The sequence below is a fragment of the Kitasatospora sp. NPDC059803 genome (assembly GCF_042732255.1).
Classification (GTDB): Bacteria; Actinomycetota; Actinomycetes; order Streptomycetales; family Streptomycetaceae; genus Kitasatospora.
The window spans coordinates 1-12,756 of record NZ_JBHWIJ010000256.1; the positions used below are offsets into that span (position 1 = coordinate 1).

A 12,756-nucleotide genomic window follows, 5' to 3' on the forward strand; every position below is an offset into this window, starting at 1 on the left:
TGCCAGACAGGGGGGCTGGTGGGGGGGGGGGGCGGGGGGCGGGGGGTACGGGGCCCCCGCCGCCCCGGCGGGCGAGCCCCGGCTGGGGGGCCGGGCGTCGCGGGTGACCGGAGTGGTCAGGCGACCGGAACGGTCGGGTGACTGGAACGGTCGGGTGACCGGCGCGGCCACGTGACCGGGACGGTCAGGCGACCGGAACGGTCGGGAGGGGCACTCAGCCCATGTGCGGGTAGCGGTAGTCCGTCGGCGGGACGAAGGTCTCCTTGACCGAGCGGGTCGAGGTCCACCGCGCCAGGTTCTGCTTGGCACCGGCCTTGTCGTTGGTGCCGGAGGCCCGGCCGCCGCCGAAGGGCTGCTGGCCGACGACGGCGCCGGTCGGCTTGTCGTTGATGTAGAAGTTGCCGGCCGCGAAGCGCAGCTTGTGCATGGCGTCCTGGGCGGCCGCGCGGTCCTGGGCGATGATCGCGCCGGTCAGGCCGTAGGCGGAGGCCGACTCCATCTGGGCCAGCATCTCGTCGTACTTGTCGTCCTGGTAGACGTGCACGGCGAGGATCGGGCCGAAGTACTCCTCGCGGAAGTACTCGGACGCCGGGTCCTCGCAGACGAGGACGGTCGGGCGGACGAAGTAGCCGACCGAGTCGTCGTAGGTGCCGCCGGCCAGGACCTCGACCGCGGGGTCGGCCTGGGCGCGGTCGATGGCGGCCTTGTTCTTGGCGAAGGCGCGGTCGTCGATGACGGCGGACATGAAGTTCGCCAGGTCGGTGACGTCGCCCATGGTGAGGCCCTCGACCTCGGCGGCGAACTCGTCCTTGAGGCCGGCCCAGATCGAGGCCGGGACGTAGGCACGGGAGAGCGCCGAGCACTTCTGGCCCTGGAACTCGAAGGCGCCGCGGGTCATCGCGGTCTTCAGCACGGCCGGGTCGGCGGACGGGTGGGCGACCAGGAAGTCCTTGCCGCCGGTCTCGCCGACGATCCGCGGGTAGGTGCGGTAGCCGGCGATGTTCTCGCCGACGGAGCGCCACAGGTGCTGGAAGGTGGCGGTGGAGCCGGTGAAGTGGATGCCGGCCAGCGCCGGGTGCTTGAGCGCCACGGCGGAGACGTCCAGGCCGTCGCCGGTCACCATGTTGATGACGCCCTTGGGCAGGCCGGCCTCCTCCAGCAGCTGCATCAGCAGGTGCGCGGAGTACTGCTGGGTCGGGGACGGCTTCCAGAGCACCACGTTGCCCATCAGCGCGGGCGCGGTCGGCAGGTTGCCGGCGATCGCGGTGAAGTTGAACGGGGTGATCGCGTAGACGAAGCCCTCCAGCGGGCGGTGGTCGCTGCGGTTCCACACGCCGTCCGAGGAGATCGGCTGCTCGGCCATGATCTGGCGGGCGAAGTGCACGTTGAAGCGCAGGAAGTCGACCAGCTCGCAGGGCGTGTCGATCTCGGCCTGCTGGGCGGTCTTGGACTGGCCGAGCATGGTGGCGGCGGCCAGGGTCTCGCGCCAGGGGCCGGCCAGCAGGTCGGCGGCCTTGAGGAAGATCGCGGCGCGGGAGTCGAAGGAGAGCGCCTGCCAGGCCGGGGCCGCGGCCAGGGCAGTGTCGATGGCCTCCTGCGCGTCGGCCTGGGTGGCGTTGCGCAGGGTGCCGAGCCTCGCCGCGTGGTTGTGCGGCTGGACGACGTGGATCTCGGCGCCGCCGCCCATGCGGTGCTCACCGTTGATCGTCATGGTCAGCTGGACCGGCTCCTGGCCGCCCAGCTCCTTCAGCTTGGCCTCCAGACGGGCCCGTTCCGGGCTGCCCGGGGCGTAGCTGTGGACCGGCTCGTTCACCGGCGCGGGGACCTGGGTCACAGCGTCCATAGAGCGCACGCTCTCCTTCGTTGATGCGGGGGGATGCCGGCGTGGGTCGCACGTCGGCCACAGCACGAACGCTATTCCTGCCCCTGGGGCCACTTGATTGGCCGGGCGGCTAAATTCCCCCGTACGGCGTTGTCCGGCCCGACGAAGGGGTCACGGCGCAGTCACGGCGCGGTCACGGCGCGCCGTTGACGGCCCGTCGCGCCGGAGGCCACCGGGAGCACCGGCCGGTCCCAGTCGATCCGGTGGCCGTGCACCGGGCGGAGCATCTTCTCCGGGCTCAGGAAGGTCCGCATCGCGATCGGCGCGAGCAGCCGGAACAGCGCCCGGCCGACCGGCCCGGAGGACTTCTGGTTGTTGGTGCGCGCCGCGTTGGCGGCGATCTTCTCGACCCGGGGCCGGCGCAGCGCCTCGTAGGCGGCGAAGGCGGCGGTGTGGTCGGGCAGGTCCCGCAGGCAGCGGGCGAGTTCGACGGCGCTCTCGACGGCCAGCGAGACGCCCTGGCCGGAGCTGTTGGAGGGGGCATGCGCGCTGTCGCCGACCAGCACCATCCGGCCGCGGTACCAGTGCGGGACGGACGGCATGATCTCCAGCCGCGGGAAGACCTCGACGGTGTCGGCGGCGGCCTCGCGCAGCACGTCCCGGGCGGGCAGGTCGTCGGCGTGCAGGTCGCGGACCCGGCGCAGCCACTCCTCCGGGCTGACGGCGCGGACCTGCTCGGCGGTCAGCTGTTCGGGCTGCGGGATGTTGCTGAACCAGGCCGTCCCGGCGCCGTCCGGCAGCCCCCAGTAGCCGAAGAAGGCGCGGGCGCCGTTGGCGAAGTGCATGGTCTCGCCGCGTCCGGCCCGGCCGGGCAGCCGGTGCGGGCTGTAGCCGCCGACGCCGAGCAGGCCGGTGTACTGCGCGCCGGGTGCGGCCGGGTCGATCAGGGTGCGGACGGTGGAGCGGGTGCCGTCGGTGCCGATCAGCAGGTCGCCGGTGGCGGTGTCGCCGTCGGCGAAGCGGGCGGTGATGCCGTCGGCGCCCTCCTCGGCGCCGACCAGCCGTTTGCCGTAGCGGACTTCGATGCCGCTCTCGCGCAGCCGCCGCTGGAGCACCTCGTACAGTTCGGCGCGGCGCATGACCCGGCCGGGCGGCAGGTCGGGGAGGCCGGCGAACTCGGCCAGCACGCCGCCCCGGCCGTCCTCGATCAGCATCGGGCCGATCGGCTGTCCGATCGCGCCGACCTCCGCCCCGAGCCCGACGGTCGCCAGGGCGTCGAGCCCGTTGGGGGCGATCATGAAGGTGCCGCCGATGCCCTCGGCGGAGGACTCGTAGGCCTCGAAGACGACGGCTTCGACGCCGGCCTTGCGCAGGGCCAGTGCCGTCACCGGCCCGGCGATGCCGCCGCCGATGACGAGGGCCCTCTTCTCCCCGTTGCTCGTACTCATTCCAGACTCCCGAAGATCTCGTGCCAGGTCCGGATGAACTCCGGCTCCTTGAGTCGACCGACGAGGTGCTCGACGAAGCGGCCCTCGGCCTCCAGCGCGCCGACCCGGTGTTCCTCCTCGATCAGGAAGATCCAGGCCACGCCGTCGTCCGAGGCCTTCCGCAGGGCCGCCCGGATGCCCGCCACCTCGGCCGCCAGCGCGGCCCGCCGCTGTTCCAGCAGTTCCACGGCCTCGGCCGGCGGGACCACCATGAGCAGCGACAGCGCGACCCCGAACGCGGGGTACTCGTGCTGCGGTTCGGCGACGAGTTCGCGCATCCAGTCGGTGAGCTCCGCCCGGCCCTCGGGGGTGACGGCGTAGACGGTGCGCTCCGGTCGCTGGGTGTCGCGGACGGTCTCCTGTTCGGCGACGAACCCGGCCTTCCGCAGTTGCTCCACGACCATGTACAGCGAGCTGCGGTTGTACTTGATGTTGCGGTCCTTGCCGTGCTCCTTGAGCCGGCGCCCCATCTCGTACGGGTGCATCGGCCCGGCCACGAGTTCGGCCAGGACCGCGAGGGCCAGCGGGTTCGACACCTTGCGTCGCTTCGCCACGAGACGTCCTCATCTCTTGGTCAGTACTGACTATCCACTCCTGAATAGTCAGAGTCAACTATTTACGAAAGCCGGGCCGCGACTCTGTCCGCCCGGCTAAAATCAACCACACGGCATTGTCCGAGCGGATGAAGGAGGCCCGATGACGACCCCCGGCCTCCCAGGCTCCCCCGGACTCCCGCCCACCTCCGGCCTCCCGCTCCGCCGGCTGCTGATGTCCCTCGGCGAACCCCTGGTCGAACTCCAGGCCGCCCCGCAGGGCCTGGACGTCCCGGTCCGCGACGTCGCGATCCTCGACCCGGAGGACCCGCCGACCGCCGCCCCCGGCGAACTCGTCCTCGCGATCGGCGCCCGCGGCCGCGCCGCCCTCCCCGCCCTGCGCGCCGCCGGACGGGCCGGCGCCGCGGCGGTCGCGGTCAAGCTGGACGGCCCCGGCCAGGCGGACGCACTGCGCGAGGCCGCCACCGAGGCGGGCGTCGCCCTGCTCTCGGTGCGCCGCGAGACCCGCTGGGAGCACCTCGACTCACTGGCCCGCGCGATCATCGCCGGCCCGGACGCCCCGGACACCCCCGGCGCCCCCGAACCCAACGCGGGTGACCTCTTCTCCCTCGCCCAGACCGTCGCCGTGCTCACCAACGGCATCGTCTCGATCGAGGACACCTCCAGCCGGGTGCTGGCGTACTCCCGCTCCTCCGACTCGGACGAGGTCGACGACCTGCGCCGGCTCTCCATCCTCGGCTGGCAGGGCCCCGAGCCGTACCTGTCCAAGCTCCGCGAGTGGGGCATCTTCCAGCACCTGCGCACCTCGGACGCCCCGATCGCGGTCGAACCGCACCCCGAACTCGGCCTGCGCCGCCGCCTGGCGATCGGCATCCGGGCCGGGGCGCAGCCGCTCGGCACCATCTGGGTGCAGGAGGGGGCGCAGCCGCTGGCGCCGCTCGCCGATCAGGCCCTGGTCGGCGCCGCCCGGGTGGCCGCCGCCCAACTGGTGCGCCGCCGACGCGAGTTGTCCGCCGACATGCGGCTCACCCGGACGCTGCTCACCGGCCTGCTGGAGGGCTCCACCGGCCCGCAGTCGCTCGCCACCCACCTGGGTCTGGACCTGCGCCGCCCGGCCACCGTGCTCGCCTACGGCGCGCACACCACCGAGGCGCTGCACCGCTCCGACGTCACCGGCCTGATCTCGGTGCACACCGCCGCCCGGCACCGCACCGCCCTGCTCGCCCCGATCGAGTCCCGGGTGTACGTGCTGCTGCCCGAGCTCCCGCCCGGCCTGCCGATGGCCACCGTGCGCGGCTGGGCGGACGAGGTGGTGGCTGCCGCCCGGGAGCACCTCGGCGTCCCGCTGCGCGCCGCGATCGGCTCGACCGTGGACGGCCTGGCCCAGGTGCCGGACTCCCGCGCGCAGGCGGACCGCATCCTGGACGCGATGAGCCGCGGCGGGGTGGACCTCGACGTGGCGGCGCTGATCGACGTCCAGGCCGAAGTGCTGGTCAGCGAGATGCTCGCGCTGCTCCAGGAGCGCTCCGGCCTGCGCGACCCCCGGCTCACCGCGCTCGCCGCGTACGACCGCCGGCACGGCACCCGGCTCGCCGAGTCGGTGCTGGCCTGGCTGGACGCGCTCGGCGAGGTCCGGGTCGCCGCGGACGCCCTGCACATCCACCCCAACACCCTGCGCTACCGGGTGCGCCGTGCCGAGCAGTTGACCGGCATCGACCTCGCCCAGCCGCAGCAGCGCCTGCTGGCGATGCTGCAACTGAGGCTGCCCGCGGACGAATGACCGCGGGCAGCCCCTTCGACACCCGCTACGTCACTCGCCGTAGCCCTGGCCGCGCTTGTGCTCGTTCAGCCGGTGCCACGGGCCGGTGATGGCCAGCTGGATGCCCGGGGTCTGGATGTTGGCGAAGAGGGTCTTGCCGTCGTCCGAGAAGGTCACCCCGGTGAACTCGCTGAACTCCGGCTTCTCGGCGGTGCCGATGTTCAGCTCGTTGCGGGCGATGGAGTAGGTCAGCCCGTCCTCGGTGGCGCCGAACAGGTGCGACACGCCCTCGCCGTCCTCGGCGATCACGATGCCGCCGTACGGCGAGACGGTGATGTTGTCCGGGCCGTCGAAGTTGTCGTGGTCGCCCCAGACGTCGGTGTTGACGCCGAGCAGCACCTTCAGGGTGATGGTGCGGCGGGTCGGGTTGTAGAACCAGACCTGGCCGTCGTGCTGCACCGGGCTCTCCGAGCGGGCGAAGCTGGAGACGAAGTAGAAGCCGCCGTCACCCCACCACATGCCCTCCAGCTTGCGGGCGCGGGTGACCTCGCCGTCCTTGAACTGCTTGCGGATCGAGACGGTCCTGGCGTCGCGGTCCTGGACCTTGACCCAGTCCGCGCCGTAGGTGGTGCCGACCTTGGTGGCGCGGGAGAGGTCGTCGACGAACTTGCCCTGGGCGTCGAAGACCTTGAAGGCCTCCAGCACGCCCGCGTCGGCGGCCAGCTTGCGCAGCTGGTAGCGGCCGTGCTTGAAGCCGGCCGGCGGGGTCCAGCGGAACAGCAGGCCGTTGGGGTTCGAGGCGTCCTCGGTCAGGTAGACGTGGCCGCGCTTCGGGTCCACCACGACGGCCTCGTGCGCGTACCGGCCGAAGGCCTTCACCGGCTGCGGGTCGCGGTTGTAGTCGTCGTCGAACGGGTCGACCTCGAAGATGTACCCGTGGTCCTTGGTGAAGCCGTTCTTGCCGGCCTTGTCCTCGGTCTCCTCGCCGGACAGCCAGGTGCCCCACGGGGTCACGCCGCCCGCGCAGTTGGTGGAGGTGCCGGCGATGCCGACCCACTGCTCGACCGAGCCGTTCCGCTTGGCGTGCACGATGGTGCAGCCGCCGGCCGCGCCCGGGTCGTAGACGTGGCCCTCGGTCAGCGGCACCGGGTACGGCCAGTTGGCGCGGGCACCGGACAGCTCGTGGTTGACGACCATCAGGTTGCCGCCGCGCTCGTCCTCGAAGGCGGAGGTGCCGTCGTGGTTGCTCGGGGTGAACTCGCCGGTGCGCAGCCGGGTGACGCCGGCTCGGTTGACGACCTTGTACGCGAAGCCCTTGGGCAGCGACAGCAGCCCGGCCGGGTCCTGTACCAGCGGGCCGTAGCCGACGGCGGCGCGCACCGCACCGGTGTCACCCGCCGCGGACGCGGCCGGCAGCTCGCCGCCGGCCGGGGCGGCGATCGCGCCCGGGGCGCTGGCCAGCGCCTCCGCGCTGCCGGCGATCAGCACGCCGGCCCCGACGAGGGTGGAACGGTTGACGAAGTCCCGGCGGGACAGCGGCATGGCAGCAACTCCTGAGGAATCGGCCGCCGGACCGGGGGCGGGCCCGGTGCCCGGCGGGCGGGGCGTCGAGACGGGGTGTCGACGCCCAGCAGACTCCGCCGCGGGGATGAACCAGGCATGACGCCCACCTCACGCCCAGGCGGCCATTTGCCAACCGATGACCGACACATGACCTCCGCTTTGCCTGAGACGCCCCGCCGAGGGCCACCCCGACCCACGACGCCCTGCCGAGGGCCACCCCGACCCACGACGCCCCGCCGAGGGTCACCCCGACCGCGTCGTCCGCCACTGCTCCCAGGCCGACAGCCACAGCTGCTCGGCGAGCCGGTGCTCCTCCCAGACCTCCGGCCCGCCGCCCCGCCGCTCCCGCCAGAGCTGCTCCCAGGCCCGCTGCGCCGGCAGGCTCGCCACCTCGCTGGCGAACACCGTGTACCGGACGACCTCCTCGACGGCCGCCCCGCCCTCCGGCGTGCCGATCAGCCAATGCGTGTGCCGGGCAAGCCGGTTGAGGTGGTTGACCATCGCGGTCAGCGCCGTCACCGCCTCCTCCCGGTTCTCGGTGGCGAGCCGCATCTGCTGGCGCACCGCCACCTCCCAGCGCACCTCGTAGGCGTCCCCGCGCGGGCGCCGCGGCGTCCGCCCGGCCCGGACCTGCGCCTCGACGGCGGCGGACGCGGCGACGCTCTGCGCGATCAGCTCCCGGTGCGCCTCCAGCCCGACGGCGGGCGGCAGTTCACGCTCCTGCACCGGGACCTGCCGGGCCCGCCGGGCGGCCAGCTCGCCCAGCAGCTCGGCCCGGCCGCGCAGGTACGGCTCGAAGTCCGCGATCCCGCCGAGCTCCACGCCGCCGGGCGGCACCCCGCGCCCGCACACCGTCACGGTCAGCCCGCCGATCCGCAGCCGCCCGGCCCAGACCGGTGCGGCCCCGTCGGCGGCCGATGCGCCCGGCCAGAGCACCGGCCGGTCCTCGTGCACCTCCACCGGGTACGGCTCGCCGTCCACGGTGATCCACTCGCGCAACGCCCGCACCCGGCCCGGCCCGTCGCCCTCGTCGACCCCCAGGTGGTCGTAGACCCGGTCCCGTTCGTCCTCGACCACGTCCTCCAGCTCGGGCAGGTCCTCGCCGCGCTCCGCGTCCGGCCGGTAGGTGCGCACGCTGACGTACGGGCCGGCCACCGAGCTCCAGTCGCCGGACTGCACCTCGACCCAGGCGAGTTCGCCGCCGGAGGTCTCGAAGGCGGCCAGCGCCTCGCCCCAGCCGCCCGTCCCGCCGCCCCCGCGCGACAGCCCCGCGACCACGCCGTACACCGGGAAGTCGGCCGCGGCCACCGTCCGGCGGGAGAAGTCCTCCACCGCGGCGAGACGCTCCTCCTTGCTCCTCGGGTCCGGTACGCGCGCAGGGTCCGTCCGCCCGACGTTCCACTCCGGGGGCCTGCCGCCACTCTCCCGCATCATCCTGTGCCGCACCCCCGAGTCCTCGCGCCCGCACCGCCGACGCCACCTTAGTGCCCGGGACCTGCCGGGTCATCAGCTCGGGTACCGGGCACCGGCGCAGGCCGCGTCGGGACGCCCGGCCGCCGACGGGCCCGGGCCGTGCCAGGACTGCTGGTTGCCGGCCGGCACGGGCCGTGTCAGGACGCGCGGTTGTCAGCCGCCCTCCCTACCCTGGCGGCATGACAGCAGACAGCAGCTTCCCGCCCCGGATCAGCATCGTCACCCTCGGGGTCTCCGACCTCGACCGCAGCGCCCGCTTCTACGAGGACCTGGGCTGGCGGCGGTCCTCCGCCTCCAGTCCGGAGATCGTCTGGTTCCGCACCGCCGACTCGGCGCTCGGCCTCTTCCCCACCGAGGAGCTGGCCGCGGACGCGGGCGTGCCCGCCACCGGTGAGCCCGCCTTCCGCGGCGTCACCCTCGCGGTGAACCTGGAGTCCCCCGCGCTGGTGGACGCCGCGTTGAAGACGGCGGTCGAGGCCGGCGCCGTGGTGGTCAAGCCGCCGGTCCCGACCAGCTGGGGCGGCTACTCCGGCTACTTCGAGGACCCGGACGGCCACCTCTGGGAGCTGGCCCACAACCCGTTCTTCCCCTTCGCCGAGGACGGCTCCCTCGATCTCCCCTGACCCGCCGGCCCATCAGCCCGCCGAAGCCCCCCGTCGGCCCGCCGAAGCCCCCCCCCCCCCGTCGGCCCGTCAGCCCTTGGACCGCGCCTTGAAGGCCGCCTTGCGTGCCTCCTTGGCCACCGCCCGGTCCAGGTGCAGCTCCCCGACGGCCTCCAGGACGTCCGCCGTGTACGGGTGGTCGACCCGCCAGAGCTCGCCGAAGTAGGACGCAGGGTTGCCGGTCACCGGCAGGTCCGCGATCAGCTCGCGCAGCAGTTCGGCGTCGCCGCCGCTGTCCAGCAGCTGGGCGGCGAAGGTGTCGACCACCGTCCACAGCGCCATCGTCCGCTCCGGTACCGGCACGTCCGTCGCTCCCTTCGAGGTCAGCCAGGCCCGGGCGGCGCCGCCCAGCTCGGGGTCGTCCAGCACATCGCGCACGGCAGGCTCGGCGGCCGCGCCCAGCATGTTCAGCGCCGAGACGCCGAGCATCCGCCGCATCGGGGCGTACGCGTCGTCGCCGCGCGCCGCCGCCAGCAGCTCGCGCGCCGCCGCCACCGGCTCCCGGCCGGTGATCCAGACCCGCAGCTCCTCGTCCGGCAGCACGTTGGCGGCCTCGCACACCGCGCGCAGCAGCTCGGCCGCGTCGCCCTGGGCCAGCTCGCCGACCAGCGGCGCGTCGTAGCCGTCCTCCAGCAGCCACTGCCGGATGCCGTACTGGCCGAGCGGGGTGAGCCGGACGAGCCCGAAGCGCGCCGACTCCTCATCGTCCAGCGGTGCCTCGCCGACGAGGGCGGGCTCCTCGCCCTCCGGGCCCTCCTCCTCGTCGAACAGCTCCGGGTCGATCGGCCGGTACTCCAGCAGGCCCAGCTCGGCCAGGTCGCCCAGCATCGGGTCCAGTGCGACCATCACATCGGTGATGTCGCCCAGCAGCTCCTCGCTCGGCTCCTCGCCCTCCGGCACCACCAGCAGCGCGGCCAGCACGCCCAGCGGCACGGTCTCGTTGCCCGGATCGGCGAAGGCGGTGGTCTCGTACAGCACCTGCAACGCCTCGTCCAACAGCTCGGCGGCGGCGTCCCGGGCCTCCTCGACCTCGCTCAGGGCGTCCTCGTCCTCCTCACCGCCCTCCCCGGCCTCCCCGGCCTCCCCGGCCTCCCCGGCCTCCCCGGCCTCCCCGCCCTCGGCGGCCCGCGCGGCCTCCTCCTCCGGCAGCGAGTCGGCCTCCACCGCCAGCTCCCGGACGATCCCGGCGGCGGTCAGCCACAGCTCCAGGACGGTCTCCGGGTCACCCTCCTCGGCGGGCTCCAGATCCGGGCCCGGCACGGCGACGTGCTCACCGGCCGCCGTCGTCCCGATCTCCACCAGGTCCAGGTCGCAGGCCAGCGACCAGGCCCGCATCGCCTCGACCTCCGCCTCCTCCGGCACCTCCCCCTCGGCGGGCGCCAGGCCCAGCAGCTGCGCCGCCGGCGCCCGGTCCTCCTCCACCAGGTCGCCGAACTCGTCCACCACCCGGTGCGGGGCGGCCCAGCGGGCCAGCGCCAGCGCGTACCCGAACATCGGCACGGCCTTCGCCAGGGCGGCCAGCTCCTCCTCGGCGGGCAGCTTCACCGGCGGTACCAGGACCGCCGCGTCGTCCAGGTCCTCGTCGTCCAGCCCGTGCGCGGCGAACGCCCCGTAGAGGTCCTGAAGCTCCAGGTCGGCGGGCAGAACCGGCTCGACCGCACTCTCTCCCGGCGAAGCCCCGGCGTTCTTCCGACGTCGTCCGGCCATCGTTGTGCGTTCTCCCTCAGCCAGCGGTCCGCCTATCAGCTCAGCGTCCCGATCCACCACCTCAGCGTATAGGCCGGGCACCCCCGATGCCCGGCCTCAAGGGGCGCGCGCCGCAACCGTGCGCCCACCCTTTATCCTTCGCATTGGCACCGTGCACACCCCGCGCGGGCCACCGGGCAATGAAGCCCTTCGCCCTCCCCGCCCGACACCGGGCAGGAGGGGCCCACTCAGCTCACCCGCTCCACCAGGGAGCCCCGCACCTCGGCCACCACCACAGCGCCTCAGGACGGGCGCGCCGGCACACCCCGCCGACCCGGTGGTGCCCTGCCACAGGAGATCCCTTACATGGCGGACCTCTCCCCCGCCGGCTCCGGCCTGCGCACCGCGCAGCTCGACGGACGCCGACTCTCGGAGGCCCTGCTTCCCCTGGAGCTCGCGCCCCGCGCCCAGCTCCAGCTCGCCGCGGTCAGCCGCTGGAACGCGCTGCGCGGTGTCCGCGTCGGCCTGGTCGCCGCCGCCCTGCTGCTGATGCTGATCGGTGCCAACCTGGCGACGCCGATCTACCCGCTCCTCCAGCAGCGCCTCGGCCTCGGCCCGCTCGACACCACGATCCTCTTCACGATCTACGTGTTCGCGCTGGTCCCCGTGCTCGCCGTGGTCGGCCACTGGTCCGACCACCTCGGCCGCCGCGCCCTGATCCTGCCCGCCGTCGCCCTGGCCGCCGCCGGCGACGTCGTGTTCGCCACCTCGGGCAGCTTCTGGCAGCTCGCCGCCGGCCGGGCCGTCCAGGGCATCGCCGTCGGCCTCTCCACCGGCGCCGCCGGGGCCGCCCTCGGCGACCTGCTGCCCGACCACCCGACGCTCGCCGCCAAACTCACCCTGGCCTGCTCCGCCGGCGGCGTCGCGCTCGGCCCGGTGGTCGGCGCCCTGCTCGCCAACGGCACGGACCCGCTGCTGACGCCCTTCCTGCTGCACGCCATCGCCCTGCTGGCGCTCTGCGTGCCGCTGGCCCTCGTCCACCCGCGGATGCCCGGCCGCAACCGCCCGCCGGCCACCCCGCCCCGCATCACCACCCCGGCCCACCTGCGCCCGCGCCGGCTCGCCCTGCCCCGCACCGGCCGCCGCGAGTTCCTGCTCGCCGCCTCGGCCGGCTTCATCTCGTACGCGGTGTTCGGCGTCTACCTGGCGCTCGCCCCGGCCTTCTCCGCCAAGCTGCTGCACACCTCCTCGCACCTGACCGGCGCGATCGTGGCCGCCCTGCTGCTCGGCTCGTCCGCACTGGCCCAGCTCCTCGTCCCGCCCACCTCCGACCGCCTGGTCATCGCCCTCGGCATGGGCGGCCTCGCCGCCGGCCTCGCCCTGGTCGTCGCCGCCCAGTACACCGAGACCCCGGCCCTGCTCTTCATCGGCAGCGTCCTCGGCGGCATCTGCCAGGGCGTGGCCTTCCGCTCCCTCTTCACCACCGCCGTCGCCGCGATGAACCCGGAACGCCGGGGCTCCGAGCTCAGCTCCCTGTGGATCATCGTCTACCTCGGCAGCTCCCTCCCCATCGTCGCCGTCGGCGCCCTGGTCCAGCACTACGGCCTCCTCCCCGCCGTCAGCGGCTTCGCCGCCATCGCCGCCGCCCTCTGCACCGCTCTGGCCATAGCCGTCGCCCGCAAACCCAAGCAGTCCTGACCCCCCCCACCAAAAGCCCCGGCCCCGGACATAAAAAAAAATTAACCGGTGA

At 73.8% G+C, this 12,756-nt stretch carries 9 protein-coding genes; 3 read left to right on the top strand and 6 right to left on the bottom strand.

Features of this window, described 5'->3' with window-relative positions; all coding sequences use genetic code 11:
• Positions 1–214 precede the first annotated feature (214 nt).
• The 3 genes from pruA to ACFV6I_RS30530 all read right to left on the bottom strand — a co-directional run bounded on the left by pruA (position 215) and on the right by ACFV6I_RS30530 (position 3,863).
• Positions 215–1,843: an L-glutamate gamma-semialdehyde dehydrogenase gene (pruA, locus tag ACFV6I_RS30520; RefSeq protein WP_063349536.1), complete on the bottom strand. Its 1,629-nt coding sequence runs from the start codon at positions 1,841–1,843 to the stop codon at positions 215–217.
• Between the two features lie 161 nt (positions 1,844–2,004).
• Complete coding sequence (locus tag ACFV6I_RS30525) at positions 2,005–3,270, bottom strand: FAD-dependent monooxygenase (RefSeq protein ID WP_363368951.1); 1,266 nt, start codon at positions 3,268–3,270, stop codon at positions 2,005–2,007.
• Entirely contained in the window at positions 3,267–3,863 is a 597-nt protein-coding gene (locus ACFV6I_RS30530; protein ID WP_063349534.1) for a PadR family transcriptional regulator, read from the bottom strand. The genes ACFV6I_RS30525 and ACFV6I_RS30530 overlap by 4 nt, the downstream gene beginning before the upstream one ends.
• Positions 3,864–4,005: 142 nt before the next feature.
• Here ACFV6I_RS30530 and ACFV6I_RS30535 point away from each other — a divergent pair, with 142 nt between their 5' ends.
• Positions 4,006–5,643, top strand: a complete 1,638-nt coding sequence (locus tag ACFV6I_RS30535) for a PucR family transcriptional regulator (RefSeq protein ID WP_380428784.1) — start codon at positions 4,006–4,008, stop codon at positions 5,641–5,643.
• Between the two features lie 30 nt (positions 5,644–5,673).
• Here the strand turns inward: ACFV6I_RS30535 and ACFV6I_RS30540 are convergent, their stop codons facing one another.
• Complete coding sequence (locus ACFV6I_RS30540) at positions 5,674–7,164, bottom strand: alkaline phosphatase PhoX (RefSeq protein WP_380428786.1); 1,491 nt, start codon at positions 7,162–7,164, stop codon at positions 5,674–5,676.
• 264 nt (positions 7,165–7,428) lie between these two features.
• Positions 7,429–8,517, bottom strand: coding sequence for a hypothetical protein (locus ACFV6I_RS30545; protein WP_380375144.1), 1,089 nt, complete (start codon positions 8,515–8,517; stop codon positions 7,429–7,431).
• A 320-nt stretch (positions 8,518–8,837) separates the two neighbouring features.
• Here ACFV6I_RS30545 and ACFV6I_RS30550 point away from each other — a divergent pair, with 320 nt between their 5' ends.
• Positions 8,838–9,281 carry a VOC family protein gene (locus tag ACFV6I_RS30550; RefSeq protein ID WP_380375146.1) on the top strand — a complete coding sequence of 148 codons (444 nt, stop codon included), beginning with the start codon at positions 8,838–8,840 and terminating at the stop codon, positions 9,279–9,281.
• 69 nt (positions 9,282–9,350) lie between these two features.
• Here the strand turns inward: ACFV6I_RS30550 and ACFV6I_RS30555 are convergent, their stop codons facing one another.
• On the bottom strand, positions 9,351–11,027 hold the full coding sequence (locus ACFV6I_RS30555) for a hypothetical protein (RefSeq protein ID WP_380428788.1): 1,677 nt from the start codon (positions 11,025–11,027) through the stop codon (positions 9,351–9,353).
• Between the two features lie 345 nt (positions 11,028–11,372).
• Between ACFV6I_RS30555 and ACFV6I_RS30560 the strand changes: the two genes are divergently transcribed.
• Positions 11,373–12,704: an MFS transporter gene (locus tag ACFV6I_RS30560; protein ID WP_380375149.1), complete on the top strand. Its 1,332-nt coding sequence runs from the start codon at positions 11,373–11,375 to the stop codon at positions 12,702–12,704.
• The last annotated feature ends 52 nt before the right edge of the window (positions 12,705–12,756 follow it).

Coding starts and splice junctions, on each gene's coding strand:
- ACFV6I_RS30560 (WP_380375149.1), top strand. CDS start 11,373: ATGGCGGACCTCTCCCCCGCCGGCTCCGGCCTGCGCACCGCGCAGCTC.
- ACFV6I_RS30535 (WP_380428784.1), top strand. CDS start 4,006: ATGACGACCCCCGGCCTCCCAGGCTCCCCCGGACTCCCGCCCACCTCC.
- ACFV6I_RS30525 (WP_363368951.1), bottom strand. CDS start 3,270: ATGAGTACGAGCAACGGGGAGAAGAGGGCCCTCGTCATCGGCGGCGGC.
- ACFV6I_RS30550 (WP_380375146.1), top strand. CDS start 8,838: ATGACAGCAGACAGCAGCTTCCCGCCCCGGATCAGCATCGTCACCCTC.
- pruA (WP_063349536.1), bottom strand. CDS start 1,843: ATGGACGCTGTGACCCAGGTCCCCGCGCCGGTGAACGAGCCGGTCCAC.
- ACFV6I_RS30555 (WP_380428788.1), bottom strand. CDS start 11,027: ATGGCCGGACGACGTCGGAAGAACGCCGGGGCTTCGCCGGGAGAGAGT.
- ACFV6I_RS30540 (WP_380428786.1), bottom strand. CDS start 7,164: ATGCCGCTGTCCCGCCGGGACTTCGTCAACCGTTCCACCCTCGTCGGG.